Origin of the sequence: Aeromonas jandaei, assembly GCF_037890695.1 — a bacterium.
Classification (GTDB): Bacteria; Pseudomonadota; Gammaproteobacteria; order Enterobacterales; family Aeromonadaceae; genus Aeromonas; species Aeromonas jandaei.
Genome location: NZ_CP149571.1, coordinates 4,137,638 through 4,156,659 on the forward strand (window position 1 = coordinate 4,137,638; position 19,022 = coordinate 4,156,659).

The 19,022-nt window shown below is 61.5% G+C and carries 15 protein-coding genes and 2 tRNA genes; 8 read left to right on the top strand and 9 right to left on the bottom strand.

The annotated features are described in order from the left end of the window. Positions 1-262 precede the first annotated feature (262 nt). Together WE862_RS19440 and WE862_RS19445 are read right to left on the bottom strand one after the other, a co-directional pair. The gene (locus tag WE862_RS19440; RefSeq protein ID WP_198493566.1) at positions 263-2,377 is read right to left on the bottom strand and encodes a sensor histidine kinase; all 2,115 of its coding nucleotides are present in this window, start codon (positions 2,375-2,377) and stop codon (positions 263-265) included. A 26-nt stretch (positions 2,378-2,403) separates the two neighbouring features. After that, positions 2,404-3,759, bottom strand: coding sequence for a sigma-54-dependent transcriptional regulator (locus WE862_RS19445; protein ID WP_198493477.1), 1,356 nt, complete (start codon positions 3,757-3,759; stop codon positions 2,404-2,406). Positions 3,760-4,010: 251 nt separating this feature from the next. On the opposite strand from WE862_RS19445, the gene WE862_RS19450 reads away from it, so the two are divergent. The 6 genes from WE862_RS19450 (at position 4,011) to WE862_RS19475 (ending at position 9,800) form a co-directional block, all read left to right on the top strand. Continuing rightward, the gene (locus tag WE862_RS19450; protein ID WP_042029382.1) at positions 4,011-4,841 is read left to right on the top strand and encodes a substrate-binding domain-containing protein; all 831 of its coding nucleotides are present in this window, start codon (positions 4,011-4,013) and stop codon (positions 4,839-4,841) included. Between the two features lie 64 nt (positions 4,842-4,905). Then, positions 4,906-5,607: an ABC transporter permease gene (locus WE862_RS19455; protein WP_104014170.1), complete on the top strand. Its 702-nt coding sequence runs from the start codon at positions 4,906-4,908 to the stop codon at positions 5,605-5,607. 28 nt (positions 5,608-5,635) lie between these two features. Continuing rightward, positions 5,636-6,331, top strand: coding sequence for an energy-coupling factor ABC transporter ATP-binding protein (locus tag WE862_RS19460; RefSeq protein ID WP_042029383.1), 696 nt, complete (start codon positions 5,636-5,638; stop codon positions 6,329-6,331). Next, positions 6,303-6,938 (top strand): molybdenum cofactor guanylyltransferase MobA, encoded by a 636-nt coding sequence (gene mobA, locus WE862_RS19465; RefSeq protein WP_042029385.1) that lies wholly within the window; start codon positions 6,303-6,305, stop codon positions 6,936-6,938. Before WE862_RS19460 ends, mobA begins: the two co-directional genes overlap by 29 nt. After that, positions 6,935-8,680, top strand: a complete 1,746-nt coding sequence (locus WE862_RS19470) for a bifunctional molybdopterin-guanine dinucleotide biosynthesis adaptor protein MobB/molybdopterin molybdotransferase MoeA (RefSeq protein WP_042029387.1) — start codon at positions 6,935-6,937, stop codon at positions 8,678-8,680. Before mobA ends, WE862_RS19470 begins: the two co-directional genes overlap by 4 nt. A 61-nt stretch (positions 8,681-8,741) precedes the next feature. After that, positions 8,742-9,800, top strand: a complete 1,059-nt coding sequence (locus tag WE862_RS19475; protein WP_042029388.1) for an FUSC family protein — start codon at positions 8,742-8,744, stop codon at positions 9,798-9,800. A 76-nt stretch (positions 9,801-9,876) separates the two neighbouring features. Here WE862_RS19475 and WE862_RS19480 read toward each other — a convergent pair whose 3' ends face one another. The 5 genes from WE862_RS19480 to WE862_RS19500 form a co-directional block, all read right to left on the bottom strand. Beyond that, positions 9,877-11,250 carry an HD-GYP domain-containing protein gene (locus tag WE862_RS19480; protein WP_042029389.1) on the bottom strand — a complete coding sequence of 458 codons (1,374 nt, stop codon included), beginning with the start codon at positions 11,248-11,250 and terminating at the stop codon, positions 9,877-9,879. A gap of 87 nt (positions 11,251-11,337) precedes the next feature. Next, complete coding sequence (locus WE862_RS19485; protein WP_042029390.1) at positions 11,338-11,892, bottom strand: DUF3332 domain-containing protein; 555 nt, start codon at positions 11,890-11,892, stop codon at positions 11,338-11,340. Between the two features lie 160 nt (positions 11,893-12,052). Continuing rightward, positions 12,053-13,348, bottom strand: coding sequence for a methyl-accepting chemotaxis protein (locus WE862_RS19490; RefSeq protein WP_042029392.1), 1,296 nt, complete (start codon positions 13,346-13,348; stop codon positions 12,053-12,055). Between the two features lie 170 nt (positions 13,349-13,518). Beyond that, positions 13,519-13,986, bottom strand: a complete 468-nt coding sequence (locus WE862_RS19495) for a GNAT family N-acetyltransferase (RefSeq protein ID WP_042029393.1) — start codon at positions 13,984-13,986, stop codon at positions 13,519-13,521. Positions 13,987-14,170: 184 nt separating this feature from the next. Beyond that, positions 14,171-14,371, bottom strand: a complete 201-nt coding sequence (locus WE862_RS19500; protein ID WP_005334863.1) for a YbfA family protein — start codon at positions 14,369-14,371, stop codon at positions 14,171-14,173. A gap of 211 nt (positions 14,372-14,582) precedes the next feature. On the opposite strand from WE862_RS19500, the gene WE862_RS19505 reads away from it, so the two are divergent. Further along, positions 14,583-14,876 (top strand): hypothetical protein, encoded by a 294-nt coding sequence (locus WE862_RS19505; RefSeq protein ID WP_042029394.1) that lies wholly within the window; start codon positions 14,583-14,585, stop codon positions 14,874-14,876. A gap of 36 nt (positions 14,877-14,912) precedes the next feature. Here WE862_RS19505 and WE862_RS19510 read toward each other — a convergent pair. Continuing rightward, a tRNA-Cys gene (locus WE862_RS19510) sits at positions 14,913-14,986 on the bottom strand. Between the two features lie 57 nt (positions 14,987-15,043). Beyond that, positions 15,044-15,119 (bottom strand) — tRNA-Gly (locus WE862_RS19515). A gap of 249 nt (positions 15,120-15,368) precedes the next feature. Here WE862_RS19515 and WE862_RS19520 point away from each other — a divergent pair. Continuing rightward, positions 15,369-18,806: an ATP-binding protein gene (locus WE862_RS19520; RefSeq protein WP_042029395.1), complete on the top strand. Its 3,438-nt coding sequence runs from the start codon at positions 15,369-15,371 to the stop codon at positions 18,804-18,806. The last annotated feature ends 216 nt before the right edge of the window (positions 18,807-19,022 follow it).

Genomic DNA, 19,022 nt, shown 5'->3' on the forward strand with positions numbered 1-19,022 from the left:
CGGAGGGCGTGCGCTGGCGACCCCCAGCCAGCTCTGACAAGGGCTCAGAATGGGTCAGCGATCGGTATAAGTTAAAATCGGGTCATTATGGGAAAACCCATAAATTTAATTTATACCGCCGATTTTATCCCACCGAGGGCAGCAAAGTCGGCCCAGCCAGCCTTGCAGCAGCCTCCTCCGATCCGCTACAGCAACCAGAGCCGCCATAAAAAAATCCCCAAGACTTGCTTGGGGATCTTTGCCGTTGCGCGCAGGTGAAGGGTTACTGACCGCGCTCGCCCCCGGAATCAAACCCCTCGGCATGAAGGGCAATGCGCCACCCTTCGAGCTGGGCCGGTTCGCCGCCACTTGGCAGCAGGGCGTGGCTGCGCAGCCGCACGGTAAAGCAGCTCCCCTGCCCCGGGGTAGAGTCCACCAAGAGCTCGCCGCCCCAGCGGCTGATGATGCGGTGACTCAGGGCCAGCCCCAGCCCGGTGCCGGTGGCGCGGGTGGTGAAGAAGGGGTCGAAGATCTTGTCCATGATGGCCGCCTCGATACCGCTGCCGTTGTCGATGACCCGCACCAGCGCCCCCTGCAACACGCCCGCCTCATCGAACCAGTCGCAGCTCTCGACCCGGATCTCCCCTTGCTCCCCCAGCGCGTGGCTGGCATTGACCAGGAGGTTTATCAGCACCTGCAGCAGCTGCTGGCGATCCGCCTCGATGGGTTGCTGCGCCTTGAGATCGGCCACCAGCGCCACCTGCTGCTGGCGCAGGGCGGAGCGCACCAGAGTCAGGCTCTCCTCGATGATGGGGTTGAGGTGCTGCCACACCGGCGCCGTCTCGTAGTCGCCGGGGCGGGAGTATTGCAGCAGGCTGCGGGTGATGGCGCGAATGCGCTCGATCTGGGTCAGCACCAGCGCCAGCTCCTCGCTGACCGGCTCGGCCGCCTCCCCCAGCTCCAGCTTCATCAGCTCCACGTTGCCGAGGATCACCGCCAAGGGGTTATTGATCTCGTGGGCCACCCCGGCACAGAGCTCGCCAAGGGCCGCCAGCTTCTCGTTGATGAGCAGCTGCTGGCGCGCCTCGGTCAGCATCTGGATATGCTCCTCCAGCTCGGCGGTCTTCTGCTTGAGGCTCTGGGTGCGCTCGGCCACCTTCTGCTCCAGCTCGTCGGCGCTGCGGGCCATCTGCTGCTGGTGCGCCTCCTGCCGGTCCAGCATGGCATCGAACTGGCGGCCAAGCTGGGCCAGCTCGTGGTCGGGGTCGAGGGCCAGCTCGCCGATGCGGGCCGACTGCCCCGCCTGCACCTGCCGCACCACCTTGTGCATCCGCTCGATGGGGGTGAAGAGATCCCGCGCGCTGCGATAGACCAGCAGGCCCGAGATAAGCAGCAACAGCACCACGCCGGAGCCGAGCTCCACCAGATTGGTGAGGTAGGTGCGGATGATGGGCCACTCGAGGAAACCGACATAGAGCATGCCGATCCGCTCGCCTTTGGCGCCCAAGAGCGGCTCGTAGCCCGACACATACCAGGCGTCATGGACGAAGGCGCGGTCAATCCAGAGCTCGCCCCGCTTCAGCACCTGCTCGCGCACCGGCGGCGAGACCCGGGTGCCGACCGCCCGGCCCACCTGATGGCTGCTGCTGATCGGGACGTTGGTGCTCACCCGCAGATCGTCGAGAAACAAGGTAACGGTGCCGACGCTGCCATCCGGCAAGGTGTTCTTGGCAAACACCTGCCCCTTGATCTCGTCCACCAGCCGGGTGCTGCCGTTGATCAGCTCGCCCCCCTCCAGCACCGCCCAAAGGGAACCGTCGTGGCCCATCACCGGCGTCAGCGAGAGGCTGATCAGCCCCCGGTTCTCCACCACTTTGGTACCATCCCGTTGCCACAGCACGGCCCGTTTGGCCAACAGCGGCGAGAGGGCGCGCATCTCCTGCTGCGACCAGACCACGAAGTGGCTGACGCTGCGTCCGGCACGCAGGGCCGTCAGCTCCTGCGCCGTCAGGGTGTCCAGCTCGGCGCCGCGGCGCAGACGCAGAAAATCGAGGCCGTAGTTGGATGCCAGCGGCATCACCCAGTCCTGCAGCTGATCCGGCGATTCCCGCAGCCGCAGCTGGAAGGCCCAGGCATCGCGCAGGTGTTCGAGGTGCTCGCTCTGGCGAGTCTGCTGCACGATCACCGCGTGGTGGGCGCCCGCCAGATCGCTTCTGACCGTGGTGAGCAGGTTCTGCCAGCTGTAGGTGAGGGTCCAGTAGAGGGTGAGCGCTACCATGCCCGCCAGACTCAGCATGATGGGCATGGAGGTGAGCAGCAGCAGGCGCCAGCGCACCTTGGTGCGCACACAGCGCGGCAACAGAATTCGAATACAGCGTGACAACAGGCTCTTTTTCATCGCCACTCCCTTGGCATCGGCAGACCTCATTCGATGGCCCACTCCTTGAACTTGCGCTCCAGCGTCTTGCGCGCCACCCCGAGCACCCGGGAGGCGGCCGACTTGTTGCCATCGTGATTCGCCACCACTTGCAGGATGTGGGCCTTCTCCACCTCGGCCAGCGGCCACTCCAGCGGATAACCGTCTCCGCCATCGCTTTGCGGCGCTGGCTGGCTGCTCTGCCAGTAGTCGGCGGGGGGCTTGCCGAGCAGCAGGCAGCGCTCGATAAGGTTGCGCAGCTCGCGCACGTTGCCGGGCCAGGGGTAAGCCTGCATCGCCACCACATCCTCGTGAGTCCAGCTCAAGGAGCCCATCCCCATCTCGGCGGTGAGCTGGCGGGTGAAGTGATGCACCAGCGCGGGGATGTCGTCGATGCGCTCGCGCAGCGGGGCGACCGGCAGCGCCACCACGTTGAGACGATAGAAGAGATCCTCGCGAAAGCGCCCCGCCTCCACCTCGGCTTTCAGGTTGCGGTTGGTGGCGGCGACGATACGCACGTCTACCGCCAGTTCGCGCTCGGCGCCGACCGGGCGAATGGCCTTCTGCTCCAGCGCCCGCAGCAACGAGGCCTGCATGGCGAGCGGCATCTCGCCGATCTCGTCCAAAAAGAGCGTGCCCTGATGGGCGACCCGAAACAGACCGTCACGCCCCTTGCGGGCGCCGGTAAAGGCCCCCTGCACATGGCCAAACAGCTCGCTTTCCAAAAGCTCCGGCGCGATGGAGGCGCAGTTGAGGGGCACAAAGGCCCCCACCCGACCGGAGAGCTGGTGCAGGGCGCGGGCCACCAGCTCCTTGCCGGTGCCGGACTCCCCCTCCACCAGCACGGCGGCGTTGGAGGGGGCGACCCGGGCGATCAGGGTCTTGAGCTCGCAGGTTTTGGCGCTGTCGCCAATCAGGGTCGGCGGAAAGAGCTTGCTCACCTCCCGGCGCAGCAGCAGGTTCTCCCGCTCCATCTGGCGGCGCTCGATGACCCTGTCCACCGCCTGCACCATCTGATCGAGATTGAAGGGTTTGAGAATAAAGTCGCTGGCCCCCAGACGCAGCGCCTTGAGGGCGGTCTCCATATCGCCAAAACCGGTCATGAAGATGATGTCGCTGCGGCGAGTGCCGGGCTCGATGGCCTCGTGCCACTCGATGCCGGAGCGCCCCGGCAAGCGGATATCGGCGATGATGAGATCAAAATGGAGGCGGCAGCGCAGGGCTTCCGCCTCCTCCACGCTGGCGGCGGTCTCTATCTGGGCGAAGCGCCTGGCCAGCGCCTTGGCCAGAAAACTGCGCATGCCGGGCTCATCGTCGACGATGAGCAGGGAGAGGGCAGACCAGCGGCCGGAAGAGACTGTCATGAAAAAAAGCACCTCGAATACAGGTAAGGTCGGAGAATGTCCCGATAACCGGAACCTTTGTGGGACATTTTGTCCTTCCCGTATCAAAATCACCAACCCCAATTATTAAAAGCGATAACCGGCTCACCTAATTGCCGCAATTAAATGACTGTTTTTAAAGGGTAAATATCGAATTCAAGAGGTATGGAACAGTTTGGCACCCCGCTTGCTTGGCTGTTTCCTCTCTCACCTACCCTGAAAGTTGCATCACGATGACGATAAAAACCAACTTCAAACGTTTTGCCCTCTCTCTCGCCGCCAGCCTGCTGCTCGCCGGAGCGGCCCATGCTGACACTACCAAGGCGCCAATCCGCCTCGCCACCACCACCAGTACCGAACAGTCCGGTCTGCTGGGCTGGCTGCTGCCCCAGTTCACCAAGGAGACCGGCTATCCGGTGCAGGTGATGGCGGCCGGTACCGGCCAGAGCCTGAAGATGGGCGAGAATGGCGACGCGGATCTGGTGATGACCCACGCCCCCTCTGCCGAGAAGAAGTTTGTCGACGCGGGCTTTGGCATCGAGCCGGTGCACCTGATGTACAACGACTTCGTCATCGTCGGCCCGGCCAAAGATCCGGCGGGTCTGGCCAAGCTGCACGACGCGGCCAAAGCGCTGCAAGCCATCAAGGATAAGGGCCAGACCTTTATCTCCCGCGGTGACGAGTCCGGCACCCACATCAAGGAGAAGACCCTGTGGCAGGCGGCTGACGTCAAACCCGAGTTTGCCGGCTATAAATCCATCGGCCAGGGGATGGGCCCGACCCTGACCATGGCCTCCGAGCTCGGAGCCTACACCCTGACCGACCGCGGCACCTGGCTCGCCTACCAGAGCAAGCTGGATCTCGCCGTGCTGCTGGAGGGTGACAAGCGCCTGTTCAACCCCTATCAGGTGATCCTGGTCAATCCCAAGCGTTACCCGGATCTCAACACCGAAGGGGCCCGCACCCTGAAGAACTGGCTGGTCTCCGAGCATGGCCAGAAGCTGATCGGCGACTTCAAGGTAGCCGGTCAGGCGCTGTTCGTGGCCGACGCCAACACCCAGTAATGCCCGCACCGACCGACATGGCGGCGCAGCTGGCCCTCCCCCTGCATGCTGACGGGGGAGGTGCCTGATGACGCTGCTCGACACGACCCTGGCGGCCCTCGCCCTGCTGTTCAACGGCGATACCGAGCTGTGGCAGGTGGTGGGGGTCTCCTTCTCCGTCTCTGGCATCGCCCTGCTGCTGGTGCTGCTGCCGGCGCTGCTGCTGGGTTTTGCCCTGGCCTATCTGCCGCTGCCCGGCCGCTGGCTCTGGCTCTCCTGCATCAACACCCTGCAGTCGGTGCCGACCGTGGTGATCGGTCTTCTGCTCTATATGCTGCTGTCGCGAGCCGGCCCTTTTGGCGACTGGAAGCTGCTCTTTACCCAGCAGGCGATGGTGGTGGGGCAGATGCTGATCGCCTTTCCGGTCATCGCCACCATGGCTCACGCCGCCTTTGTCCAGAGTGACCGCCGCGCTTGGGAGACCGCCCTGACCCTGGGCGTCTCCTGGCCCAAGGCGCTGCTCGGGTTGATGCACGAATGCCGCTTTGGCCTGCTGGCGGCGGTGATCGGCGCCTTCAGCCGCATCGTCACCGAGGTGGGTTGCTCCATGATGGTGGGGGGCAACATCCTGCACTTTACCCGCAATATCCCGACCGCCATCGCACTGGAGACCCAGAAAGGGGCCTTCACTCAGGGGGTCGCCCTCGGCATTGTGCTGCTCACCCTCGCCTTGCTGCTCAACCTGCTGCTCACCGCCTGTCGCGGCCAGAGCTATCTGAAGAATTGACCATGCCCGCAACCCACAGGAGTACCTCATGGCTCTGACCGCCCACCAGCTGACGATGCGCTTTGGCGATCGTCAGCTGTTCGAGATTGAGCGCCTCTCCATCGCGGCGGGAGACGCCATCTGGCTGCACGGGGCCAACGGGGTGGGCAAGACCACCTTGCTCAAGATCCTGGCGGGGCTGCTCCCCCCGACCCGCGGCCACACCAACCTGCCGGGGCGCTGGCAACGGCGGCTCAACCGCCTGCTCAAACGGGATCTGGGGCCGGGCCGGGTCACCTATCTGCACCAGACCCCCTATCTGTTTGATCGCACGGTGCACGACAATGTCGCCTGGGCGCTGGACAAGCAGCTCGGCAGCGAGGTGCGGGTGTTCGAGGCGCTGCGCCGGGTCGAGCTGGAGGGGCTGGCACGGGAGCACATCAGCATTCTCTCGGGTGGCGAACGGCAACGGCTGGCCATGGCCCGTGCCTGGGCACTGCAACCCGCTTTTCTGCTGATGGACGAGCCCACCGCCAATCTGGATGCACATTCGGTTGCCCTGATGGCCGCATTGGCGCAAGATCTGCGGGAACATGGCAGCGGCCTGGTGGTGATCAGTCACCAGCACAACGCCCTGACCGACCTGTGCGAGCGGCAATGGACCCTCGCCCGTGGCCAGCTGCAAGAGACGACCCCTTTAAAAATCATCGAGCGACATGACTTCAAGAAGCGAATCCCCCTCTAGCCCATTTCCCGTGTCGGCAGTGATCCTCGCCGGCGGCCGCGCCACCCGGATGGGGGGCGAAGACAAGGGATGGGTGGAGCTGGCAGGACGCCCGCTGATCGTCCACGTACTGGAGCGGCTGCGCCCCCAGGTGGACGAGCTCCTTATCAATGCCAATCGCAGCCACGACCGCTATCAGGCGCTGGCTCCCGTCATCAGCGATGACAATCGCGACTACCTCGGCCCGCTGGCGGGCATGCAGGCTGGCCTTGCCGCCGCCCGCCACGACTGGGTGCTGTTCGTCCCCTGTGATGGCCCAGCACTGCCAACCGATCTGATGAGCCGCTTTCGCGCCGCCCTGACCCCGGATACCGAGCTGGTAGTGGCCCACGATGGCGACTGGCTGCAACCCGTGGTCGCTCTGCTGCACACATCCCTGCTCCCCTCCCTCAGCGCTGCACTGGCCGGGGGGGAGCGCAAAATCGATATCTGGTTTGCCCGCCACAATATGGCGGTGGTGAGCTTTGCCGATCAGCCGGATGCCTTTATCAATCTCAACAGCCCGGACGAGCTGGCCGCCTACGAGGCGCGCCTGCAAGACGCCACCGGACAAGGAGCCACCTCATGACCCCGGCCCCCACCCTTCCCCTGCTCGGCTTCGCCGCCTGGAGCGGTACCGGCAAGACCACCTTGCTGGAGCAGTTGATCCCCCTGCTGGTGGATCGTGGCCTGCGCATTGGGGTGCTCAAGCACGCCCATCACGACTTTGATATCGACCAGCCGGGCAAGGACAGCTATCGCCTGCGCAAGGCGGGCGCCCGGCAGATGATGGTGGCTTCCCGCCGCCGTCATGCTCGCATCATTGAAACCGAGCTGGCCGAAGCCGATTTTCGCCAGCTGCTGGCAAGCTTCGATCAGAGTGAACTCGACCTGCTGCTGGTCGAGGGGTTCAAGCACGAACACTTCCCGAAAATCGAGCTGCACCGCGCCGAGATTGGCAAGTCGCTGCTCTTCCCCGAAGACCGGGACATCATAGCGCTGGCCAGCGATCAGCCCGCAGAGACCACCCTGCCGCAACTCGATATCAACGACCTTGAGGCTATCGCCGACTTCGTCTGCAGCTGGCTTGACGGCTGCCAGACTCGCGAGCAGGAGGCTGGCAACGGCTTTTTGTCGGTCGAAGCGGCCCGCAACGCCATTCTGGCAGCCCTCACCCCAAGCACCGCCTGCAGCGACAAACCGCTGGCCGAGTGCCACGGCGCCGTGCTGGCCACCGATCTGATCAGCCCCATCAATGTGCCCCCCCACGCCAACTCGGCGATGGACGGCATTGGCCTGCGCGGTGACGATCTCGCCGCCGGTCGCTGGCAACTGGTGGGTGAAGTGCTGGCGGGCCAGCAGCGCCATGAGCCGGTGCTGGCCGGTCAGGCGGTGCAGATCATGACCGGCGCCCCGCTCCCCCCCGGGGTCGATACCGTGGTGATGCGCGAAGAGACTCATATTGAGGGTGAGTGGGTCACGGTCACCGCCCCCGTTCACGCAGGGCAGAACGTGCGTCAGGCCGGGGAAGATCTGGCCAAAGGTGCGGTCGCCATCCCGGCCGGTACCCGACTCGCAGCCCCCCAGCTGGGGCTGGCGGCATCGCTCGGGCTGGGCAGCCTGCCGGTGCGCACGCCGCTGAAAGTGGCACTGTTCAGCACCGGCGACGAGGTGCAGGCGCCGGGCGAACTGCTCGCCCCCGGCCATATCTTCGACAGCAACCGCTTCACCCTGATGGCCCTTATCCGCGCCGCCGGTTGCGAGGTGATGGACCTTGGCATCATCCCCGATGACAAGACCATCCTGCGCCAGCAGCTGGAGCAAGCTGCCGCCAGCGCCGATCTGGTGCTGAGCTCCGGCGGGGTCTCGGTGGGCAACGCCGACTTTATCAAGCTGGTGCTGGCTGAGCTTGGCCAGATCGATTTCTGGCGCATCCAGATGCGGCCGGGCCGCCCGCTCGCCTTTGGCAAGCTGGGGCAGACCCCCTTCTTCGGCCTGCCCGGCAATCCGGTGGCCGCCATGGTCTGCTTCCTGCAGTTTGTCGAGCCAGCCATCGCCCGCCTGCAGGGCAAGCTGTGGCAGCCGCTGCGCCTGTCGGCACTGGCAGACGAGAAGATGAAGAGCCGCCCGGGTCGCACCGAGTTCCTGCGCGGCATCTTCCATCAGGATGGCAACGGCCAGCTGCGGGTGCGCACCACGGGGCCACAGGGCTCCGGCATCCTGAGCTCCATGGCCGATGCCAACTGTCTGATTGAAATCGTCCCCGCTCAGAGCGGCATCGCCGTTGGTGAGCGGGTCTGGATCCACCCCCTGCAAGGACGATTGGCCTGAATCCCGACGGGGCGCAGGCCGGATGCAATGCGCCCCCAGGTCACTTTACACGAGGCTCACTGTGCGTCTTGATGCCCCCTTATCCCGGCTCGATCTGCTGGTCTACGGCCACTATCGCATCGTCCATGGCCTGCGCATTGCGCTCGCCTTTATGCTCACCTTTCTGCTCACCCGCCAGCTGCAACTGCCGGAGAGTACCTGGCCGCTGATCACGCTGGTGGTGGTGATGGGCCCCATCTCGTTTTGGGGCAATGTGCTCTCCCGTGCCCTGCAGCGGGTAGTGGGCACCATCTTCGGCGCCAGCTGCGGGATAGTGGCGCTCTATCTCGAGATCTACTCCCTGCCGCTCACCCTGATCTGGTGCGGCTGTATCATGTTCCTGTGCGGCTATCTGGCGCTCGGCAAACGCCCCTATGTGGGACTGCTGATCGGCATCACCCTCGGCGTCACCATGGGGGCCCAGCCGGGAGATATCCATACCGCCCTCTGGCGCAGCGGTGACGTGGTGCTGGGCTCACTGCTGGCACTGCTCTTTTGCAGCATCTACCCCCAGCGGGCCTACAGCCACTGGCGGCTGCAACTGCACCAGATCCTGCAGCAGTCGGGACGGCTCTATCACACCCACCTCTCCCCCAACGTGCTGGAGCGGCCGCAGCTCAAACACAATCTCTCCCAGCTGCTGGCCCAAACCGGCAAACTGCGGGCCCTGCTGGCACCGGCAGCCAAGGAGACCCGCCACAGCATCGCCCTGTTTGATGCGGTGCAGGTCACCATGCGCAATACCCTCTGCACCCTTGAGATGCTGGCCAACACCTACTGGAACGATCGGGAGAGCCACTTCCTGATGCAGAGCACCCGCGAGCTGCACGAGTGCCATCAGGCGACCGAAGAGGCGATAAACCAGCTTGCCCGGATGCTGCAAACCGGCGACGGACGCGGCGCCGAGGCCGCCATCGCCCGTCTGCACGAGCTGGCGACCCGGGTCAACCTGCCCGCCAATACGGAGACGGCCATCATCGGCTATCTCTGGCTCAACGTGCAGCTGACCGAACAGCTCACCCACCTGCGCCGCCTGCTGGGGCTTATCCTCACCGTGCCCCATCGCAAACAGCCGACCTGATCGCCATAAAAAACGCCCCGCATTGCGGGGCGTTTTGCTATCTGACTGGCCGCTTGGGCGGTGAGTGCTATAAACCTTAACTGGCATTGGCCAGCGGCTGCTCGGGGGTGAGGTAGAGGGAGAAATCCTGAATACCCGCCTGCAGGGCGGCAAAGCAGTCGGGGTCGATGGCGGTGCCCAGATTCTCCGCCATCATCTCCAGCGCCTGCGGCACGGGGATGGCACCGCGGTAAGGGCGCTTGGCGGTGATGGCATCGAAGATGTCGGCCGTGGTGATGATGCGCGTCTCAAGGGTAATCTCGTCCCCCTTCAAGCCCTTGGGGTAACCTTTGCCATCGAGCCGTTCATGGTGGGCGCCCGCTACTTGTGCCAGCTCCTCGAAAGCGCCGATGCGGCTCAGGATCTCCTCGGTGTAGGCGGCATGCATCTGCACCGCCGCCCACTCCTGCGCATCGAGTTTGCCTGGCTTATCGAGAATGGCGTTGCTCACCCCGAGCTTGCCCACATCATGGAGCAGAGCGCCCCGCTTGAGCCAGCGTCGACGCGGCTCGGGCAACCCCATCTGGGCGGCAAGAATGTCGGTATAGAGCGCCACCCTGCCGCTGTGACCGGCGGTGTAGGGACTTTTGGAGTCCACCACCTGCCCGAAGGCCGCCGCGATTTCGTCCAGATAATCCTCATCCAGCGCTACTTCGCCCTGTCCGGCCGGGTGAACCAGTACCCACTCGGTCAGCCGGGGATCGGCCAGCCCTTGCCAGAACTCCTCATCGGCCAGCGCTTCAAATTCGCGAACCAGTGCCGGATCAAACCAGCTGCCGCTGCGCTCGCGCAGCTCTTTAAGCGCAGCATCAGGGCCGGCGGCCGCGTGGAACACATCCACCACCTGGCAGAGCAGGGCAATGCGGGAGAAGAGCGGGATCGCCTCGCCAGCCAGCTGCAAAGGCCGACCCTTGCCATTCCAGTGCTCATCAAGAGAGAGGATGCCATTGGCTACATCATCACTGAAACGGAGTTGGCGAGCGATATCCGCCCCCCGATGACAACGGGTCTGGATCAGTTCGTTGGCAATCTGGTCGCCGTTGCGAAAGATATGAAACAGGCTGCGAAAACGTCCCAGCAGATCCGCCTGCAGGCCGGTATGGCCCAGCACGAAGTTGACTACCTCGGAGAGGGAGCCATCTACCAGTTTGAAATCGCGTTTGAAGTGAAGATCGTCGGTGAGATAGAGCTCGCAGATGCGGGCAGCATTGCTGCTGCACCCAAGATCCTTGAGCAGGAGCGTGTAGTAGAGATCATGGCGCAGCCGGGCATCCAGTCCCAGCCGCTCCCCCAGACGGGAACCTATCCAGCAGCAGCGAATGCAGTGCCCCCTTGGTTGCCCCTCGGTCATGTCGAGCGCATGACTGAGGGAACCAATCAACTCCGCCAATCGCAATCCATTCACCGTCATAGTCTACTCCCTTAGACATCATGGCGATTTTGCCAGCTGCTTATGTATACCCCATCTGGTGCCGGATAGATCTGGATTCAGTTGAATTTAGGCAGCAGCCTTGCCCTGATTCACCCGCTCTTCCAGCTCAGCACGGCTCAGGGTAGAGACGAAGCGACCGTCGAAGTAGATATCCATCAGCTCGCCGCGCTTCTCGCCACGCATCATGCTGCTGCGACCATCCAGATAGTGCACCTCCATCTGGGCGGTATGCTCGTCGGGATAGCTGACCTCTACCTCACGCACCCCTTGCGGCAACATGGCAAGCGGCACTTTGTGAAGAGATGGGTCGAGGTGCTGGTTCACCTTGATCACCGGGTCGACCTTCATATCCACCACCGCCGGTGACTTGCCGGTGATGGGGTTCTTGCCAGTCCAGAATTCGATGGTATTGAAGACGAACAGGTCGGCAGTCGCCGCCAGACCATAAATCGGGGAGAGCAGCATGAAGACGCCAGCCCGGCCGTAGCGGTTATCCACTACGCTCAGATTGCCCTTGGTCACCATGCCGGAGAGCCCCATCTGCCCCATGCAGCCACTCAGACCCATGCTCGCAACCATCATCAGCAACGCGGCCGCCCGCCCCTTCTGTTGTCGTACCATCTTGTTCTTTTCCTGCTCGGTTATGAATGAGGCGGCAAGCCTAAGCAAGAGAGGAGGTGGGGACAATTCACAATGGCGGGGTGATACAGGAAGAGTTCAGATTGGGGCACTGACTGGTCAGAAGTGCATCAGTGCCCCGGTTTGATTGTGGTCGGATGAGTCACATGGCCAGACCCGAAACCGTGGCGGAGACATTGTTTGCCTCGCGGCGGATCTCGCTCATCACCTCGTTGACCTCGCCAACCTGCTGCTTGCCCAGCTCGGCACTGCCCGCCACATCAGACATCTCGGCGGTCACCTTGGCGGTCAGTTCACGGTTGTTCTGCACCACCTTGGCAATCTCGTCGGTAGAGAGCGAGGTGCGCGCCGCCAGCTGGCGAACCTCGTCAGCCACCACAGCAAAGCCACGCCCCTGATCCCCGGCCCGGGCAGCTTCGATGGCCGCGTTGAGGGCGAGCAGGTTGGTCTGATCGGCAATGCTGCTGATGGTGGAGACAATCGCCTCTATGCTGCGCGACTGCTCGTTCAGCTGATTGATAAGGCCGATGCTGTGAGTCAGCTGGCTGGCAATCAGGCTGGAAGTGTCAACCACCGAAGCAAGCAGCCCAGCCCCGCGCTCGGCACAGCTCAGGGTCTCCCGAGCTGCATCATGAGCCAGCATGGCCGCCTCACGCACCGCATCGCTCTTGTTGATCCGCTCCGTGATGTCGCTGGCAAACTTGATCACCTTCACCACCCGGCGGCTGTCATCCAGGATCGGGTTGTAGGTTGCCTCCAGCCACACCTTGCTGCCGTGGCTGTTGAAACGGCAGAAGAGGCCGGATTTGAACTGGCCGCGCCCAAGCTCTTCCCAGAAGTGGGGATTTTCCTGATAGAAGTGGTCATCGCAGAAGATGCGGTGGTGCTTGCCCTGCACCTGAGCCAGGGTGTAGCCCATGGTGTTAAGGAAGTTGGCGTTGGCAGTGAGCACTTCTCCAGTCGGCGTGAATTCGATGACGGCCAAAGAACGATCAAGGGCCTTTACCACCGCCTGCTGGCTCAGCAGCTGCAGATGATGCTCGGTGATGTCGGCGGCAATCTTGATCACCTTGGTCACTATGCCGCGCAATTTGACGGGGAAGTAGGTGGCCTCCAGCCAGATGGGCTCGCCGCGACGATTAAAGCGCTGAAAGACCCCGGTACGGGAACGCCCCTGTTTCAGGTCAGCCCAAAACTGTTGATAGGCGCTGCTCTGGGCATACTGCTTGTCGCAAAAGATCCTGTGATGCTGGCCCACGACCTCGGATGCGCTGAATCCCACCACGTTGAGAAAGAGATCGTTGGCGGCCAGCACGGTGCCATCAGGGCTGAAAGTGATGGTCGCGACGCTGCCATGCACTGCATCGTAAAATCCCTGTTGCTCCAGAAGCTGCTCCTGACACTGCTGCAACTCGGCTTTCAATTTGTTATTGAACATCGAAACATATCCTCCAGACAGGCACCCGCCATGGCCAAACCACATGGTGGATCAACAAGATAATGACGGCGTGTACCCTCAGCATAGCTGGCTGGGCCATCAGACTCCCTTTTGACAAGCTATTTATTGTCACCCATCACACGACGGGCTGATGGCTGACATGTCACGGCTCACCGGGCAGGTGGTTGCCACTCCATATAAGCCGGATTGGCGACAAAACCGATCCGCTCATAGAGAGGCCGGCCAGCTTCGCTGGCATGGAGCCATACCTTGCCAAGCCCGCAGGCTATGGCCTCTGCCACCATGGCATCGAGCAGTGCACTGGCTGTACCCTGCTTGCGATAATCGGGCAAGGTATACATGTTGAGCAGATAGGCCTCTCTTCCCGCCAGATTGCCGGGATAGGGTGGCCGCACGAACATCGCCAGAGTACCCGCCGCGACAACCTGTTTATCGACCTCGGCCAGCCAGGATAAAGCGGATCCACTCAAAAATGCGTTGGTAAAATAACGTTCGGTTGCTTGCATCAGGGCGGGGTCGGCTGCGGGGTGCGGTAACTCCCCCACTTCACAGAAGAGCGCCATTCGCATGGCAACCAGCATCGGAATATCGGCCTCGGTGGCCTGACGGATCAGCATCGCAGCTCCTTGCGTCATCGGGATCCATAAAATGAGCAACTAACAGGGGAAATAGCGCAGCTGCCGCCACATTGTGACATCCCCTTGTTGCACCAGCGATAGTAACAGAGTCGAGCATTAACCATCTGTTTTTAAACGCATAAAAAAAGACAGCCGAAGCTGTCTTTTTTATCGAAGAGGGTCCTTAGTAGAAGATCCGCTCGCCACGTTCGCTCATCTTGAGCCAGACCGGCTTGGTACTGGTCTTGTTCCAGATGCGGTGCAGATAGCTATAAAAGCGGGCGCGATCACTACGAAACAGCATCACTGGAAACGCCAGAATGCCCACCAGCAATACATAAATGCGACGAAGAATAATCTGAGTCAGAGAAAAGGGATGAAACATGATGCAACTCCTTACTGGTACGACCACTGAACAAAGATTACTCCACTATCTGTAGGATTACTACATATTCAGCCATATTTTTTCATAAAAACGGCAAATTAGCGGGATAAATGAAATTGAGAAACGTTATTAACCAACAGTTAACACATTTGCGAAAATCGTGCGCTCTGCCACAGTTATGAGTGCGGAAACGTGCAGCATGGAGATTCGTATGAAGCTTTCAGAGGTTGCTCTGCTGGTGCTGATGCTCGCCTTGACCAAGGCGCAAATCGATGAGTGGCAGCTCAATCAGGGGGATGCCATCGTGCTTGCCCGACAAGGGCCAACCACCGTCAGTCTGTGGCAGTGCGGCACACTGAAACAACAGATGGCGGATCTCACCCAATACAGTGCAGAAAGCCAGTTTCAGAATCGGGGCCAAAACGTGGACGAAGTGAATCACTATCTTGAACGGCAGTGGCGAGAAGCAGGCTGCGAACGGCTGATGCTGCAACAGAGCTACTGATAAATTCGGTTTGAGATGATTTTTTGAAAAGAAAGATGGAGGCACGTTCCGGAGTCGAACCGGACTAAACGGATTTGCAATCCGCTGCATAACCGCTTTGCTAACGCGCCATGCTGACAAGACTGATTGTCTTGAAAGTGATATCCATCGTTGGTGCGATGGAAAATTGGAGCGGGAAACGAGACTCGAACTCGCGACCCCGACCTTGGCAAGGTCGTGCTCTACCAACTGAGCTATTCCCGCATTACTGCTTTCGTGCCAGTTGCCTGACAACGAGGCGCATTATACGTACCCCGAGCGACAGCACAACCCTTTTTTCGCATTTAAGCGCCGCAACAGGATCGTTTGCTCACCCTTTAGACGGGTTGCTGCAAAATCAGCCGTTCAGCTGTGACCAACCAAGCGAATTTGGGATAAAGTCGTTGAAATGATTACGCTTTAGTTCGAGACTTGAGCCGCTTAATAACCGGATTCTCAATTGAAATTCACAAGATGAAATGGATCTTCAGGCTTCGTGGACTCAGGCCGCAACTAATGTTGGCTTTTTTCATGTTGGGAATGGTGCCATTCCTGGTCGTCACCCTCTTCTTCCTCTACAGCCACGGCAAGGACCTCACCACCCAGACCTCCAACCATCTGGTCTCCGTTCGCAACATCAAAAAAAGCCAGCTTGAGGATTACTTCAACAACCTCAAGGAGCAGATCACCAACTTCTCCCAACAGGACTTTGCGGGCAACAGTATCGGTCGCTTCTACGGTTTTGCCGGTGCCTTTGAAAAACTGGGCACCACGCCTCAAGAGGCCCGTGCCCGGGCACAGGCCCGCTATGTGCCGGGCTCCTGGGATCAGCTGCAAAAGCCGGATCCCGAAGTCGAAATCGAACCCTCCATCAGTGCCCTCATTCTGGCTGACGAGATGTATGGCCGAGTGCATCAGCGCTTTCATCGCGGCTATGCCGACATGGTGCGCAAATCCAACTACAGCGACATCTTTCTGGTCGACCTCAACGGTGATGTCGTCTATTCGGTCACCAAACACCCCAACTTTGCCACCAACCTGCTCTCCGGCCCCTATCAGGGCAGTGGCCTCGGTCAGACCTTCGCCAAGATCAAGCGGCGCCTCGATGGCGGCCAGAAACCGCAACAGATCTTTGAATTCACCGACTTTGGCCGCAATGAGCTGACCGGTCAGGTGGTCGCCTACATGGCCGCCCCCGTGATGCAGTACGACTATGTGCGCGGGGTGGTCATCTTCGAGCTGCTGCCAGACAAGCTCAACCAGATCATGGCGGAGCGGGAGGGGCTCGGGAAAACCGGCGAGACCATTCTCATCGGCCCCGACAAACGGATGCGGGCCGATGCCTGGCTGGCGCCGGAGTACAGCGTCGAGAACAGTTTCAGCCAGAATTTCCGCCTGCTGCAGACCCCTCTCGTCACCAAGACCCTCTCTGGCGAGCAAGGGGTCGGGCTGTTTCGCTCCTATCAGGATGACGATGTACTCGCCGCCTACACCCAGGTGAAGGTATTCGATACCGAGTGGGCCTTTATCGCCGAGATCTCCACCCGCGAGGCCTATGCCCCCATCCGCCAGCTGGAGACGCTGGTCATCGTGCTAGGTGCTGGCTCCCTGCTGCTGCTGATCCTCTTCTCCCGCTGGCTCTCTCACTCCATCACGGCGCCGCTGCGCTCCCTGACCGAGGCGGCCGAGCAGGTTGCCGATGGCGCGCTGGACCACCCCATCGCCATCGAGCGCACCGGCGATGACATCGACCGGCTGGCGCAGGCGTTTCGCCATATGCAGCGCTCGGTGAAGGAGAAGATCGAACTTATCGAGCAGCAGACCATAGAGCTGCAGCAGCAGGTCAAGCTGACCCACAAGCAGAACCTCAGCCTGCAGCAGGCAGACAAGCTCAAGGATGAACTGCTGGCCAATACCTCCCATGAGCTGCGCACGCCTATCCATGGCATCAAGGGGATGGCCGAGTCGATGCTCGCCAGCCAGCAAGATTTGACCGAGGGACAGCAGAAACAGCTTGGCCTCATCATCAAGAGCGCCGACGGTCTGGCCCGTCTGGTGGACGATCTGCTCGACTACCACCAGATGCGCTACGGCCAGCTGGAGATCCACCCCCAGCCCGTCTCCTCCAAGGGGGTTATCCGGCTGGTGCTCGATCTCTGCCAGCATCTGGTACAGGCCAAACCGCTTACTCTGGTGGATATCAGCCCGGCCGAGCTGCCCCCTGTGCTGGCTGACGAGCAGCGCCTCGAACAGGTGCTCTACAATCTGGTCGGCAACGCCATCAAGTACACGCCGCAGGGCAAGGTGGTGCTGAGCGCCATGGTGGAGGGCAACTTCCTGCGCATCAAGGTGACCGATACCGGCATCGGCATCTCCCCCGAGCATCTGGAGCATATCTTCGAACCGCTGGTACAAATGAGCCCGGAGGTAAGCAAGCAGGGAGCCGGCCTTGGCCTTTCCATTACTCGGCAGCTGGTGCACTTGATGGGTGGCGAGCTGAGTGTGCAGAGCGAGCCGAGCGTCGGCTCCACTTTTGCCTTCACCCTGCCGCTCGCGACCGGCAAGAGTGCTCCGCTGACTCAGGGCAGCCGCCAGATAGAGCTGCAACTGGTGCGCCAGCAGCCGCTCATCCTGCCCGACTGGGAGAGCGAGGATTTGCCTCCCCCGCCCGAAGGGGCCCCCCTCATCCTGGTGGTGGATGACGAACCCATCAATCTGCACATCCTGCGCCACCTGCTGCAACCTTGCGGCTATCGCATTCTGCCCAGCAGCGATGGCCACGATGCGTTGGCCAAGCTCACCCAGGAGCCGGTGGATCTCATCCTGCTCGATGTAATGATGCCGACCCTCTCCGGCTTCGATGTCTGCCGCCGGCTCCGGGAGCTCCATCCCAAAGAGAAGCTGCCGGTGCTGCTGCTCACCGCCCTCAACCAGCCCAAGGATATCGAGGAAGGATTCAACGCCGGCGCCAACGACTATCTGGTCAAACCCTTCTGCAAAGAGGAGTTGTTCGCCCGGGTCAAAGCCTTGCTGGAGGCCAAGGAGGGACGAGCCTCGCTGGTGGAAAACCGCTTGCTCAAACAGGAGATAGAGCACCGCCTCACCCTGCAGGAGCGACTCCATCAGGATCAGATGCGCCTGCTGGCCCTGCTCGGCGAAGGGGCCGACCCCATGCTCTTTATCGACGAGCAGGGTACAGTGCTGTTCGCCTCCCGGGTACTGGCTCGCTTGCTGGGTCAGGAGCCGGAAACCATGGAGGGACAAGCTATCGACGAGTGGCTGGCAGAGCCGCTGAAAGAGCAGTGGCCCGATCTGGCTGGCCAGCGGGAACATATTGTCGAATTTCTGGTGGCAGGCCAGAAAGATGAGCTCAACGCCCGTGCCCTGCCCATCACCCTCGGGGGACAAGCGGCCTTTGCCCTTACCTTTACCACTGAACAGCGCCAGGATGAGAGCCGTATCGTGGCGCTGGAGAACGCCCTCAAAAACCTCTCCCGGCAAGCCATCATCGAAGATGAGCAGCTGCTGGGCGAGCTGAGCCGACTGGGCGGCGAATTCCGCTCGCTGGCCGACAACCTCATTCGCCAGCAGGATGACGAGCCCCTGCGCCGCGCCCTGGTGGAGACCATGCAGCTCACCCTGGATGCCTGGCAGCAGGGCACCGGCAAGGGCAAAATCGTGCTGGCGGAGAAGAGCAAGCTGTGGCGCGTCTACATGGACAGATCCAGCCCACAGACCCGTACCCTCGACAAGTACCTCAATCTGGACACCCTGCCCAAATCGCCGCGCTGGAAGACGGTCGTTGCCACCACCGAGTATGTGCTGGGCCACTGCCCGCTCAACGAGCAGCAGCGCCAGCAGTTGCAACAGAGTGCCCAGACCCTGCGTCAGCTTGCCAACCGCAAGGTGTGAGTCGGCGCAGGATGCGCGCTGGCTCACACTTGGCAAACCGGTTTCTTTTTCCAGCAAAACAAAGTCCGATATCCCCCCTGAAATCCGAGCCGATCCACGTCACATATTTGTCATGAACGTTGTTTTCAAGGCGACTTTTAGCGCAGAGAGAACTAACTTAACGATATGATTTACAACAGATAAAAATCCATTTTGACGAAATTGACGTAAGACCTG

What these genes read in the sequence shown, in the direction of transcription:
- WE862_RS19440 (WP_198493566.1), bottom strand. Translation starts at nt 2,377, where the DNA reads ATGAAAAAGAGCCTGTTGTCACGCTGTATTCGAATTCTGTTGCCGCGC.
- WE862_RS19445 (WP_198493477.1), bottom strand. Translation starts at nt 3,759, where the DNA reads ATGACAGTCTCTTCCGGCCGCTGGTCTGCCCTCTCCCTGCTCATCGTC.
- WE862_RS19450 (WP_042029382.1), top strand. Translation starts at nt 4,011, where the DNA reads ATGACGATAAAAACCAACTTCAAACGTTTTGCCCTCTCTCTCGCCGCC.
- WE862_RS19460 (WP_042029383.1), top strand. Translation starts at nt 5,636, where the DNA reads ATGGCTCTGACCGCCCACCAGCTGACGATGCGCTTTGGCGATCGTCAG.
- mobA (WP_042029385.1), top strand. Translation starts at nt 6,303, where the DNA reads ATGACTTCAAGAAGCGAATCCCCCTCTAGCCCATTTCCCGTGTCGGCA.
- WE862_RS19470 (WP_042029387.1), top strand. Translation starts at nt 6,935, where the DNA reads ATGACCCCGGCCCCCACCCTTCCCCTGCTCGGCTTCGCCGCCTGGAGC.
- WE862_RS19480 (WP_042029389.1), bottom strand. Translation starts at nt 11,250, where the DNA reads ATGACGGTGAATGGATTGCGATTGGCGGAGTTGATTGGTTCCCTCAGT.
- WE862_RS19485 (WP_042029390.1), bottom strand. Translation starts at nt 11,892, where the DNA reads ATGGTACGACAACAGAAGGGGCGGGCGGCCGCGTTGCTGATGATGGTT.
- WE862_RS19490 (WP_042029392.1), bottom strand. Translation starts at nt 13,348, where the DNA reads ATGTTCAATAACAAATTGAAAGCCGAGTTGCAGCAGTGTCAGGAGCAG.
- WE862_RS19495 (WP_042029393.1), bottom strand. Translation starts at nt 13,986, where the DNA reads ATGCTGATCCGTCAGGCCACCGAGGCCGATATTCCGATGCTGGTTGCC.
- WE862_RS19500 (WP_005334863.1), bottom strand. Translation starts at nt 14,371, where the DNA reads ATGTTTCATCCCTTTTCTCTGACTCAGATTATTCTTCGTCGCATTTAT.
- WE862_RS19505 (WP_042029394.1), top strand. Translation starts at nt 14,583, where the DNA reads ATGAAGCTTTCAGAGGTTGCTCTGCTGGTGCTGATGCTCGCCTTGACC.
- WE862_RS19520 (WP_042029395.1), top strand. Translation starts at nt 15,369, where the DNA reads ATGAAATGGATCTTCAGGCTTCGTGGACTCAGGCCGCAACTAATGTTG.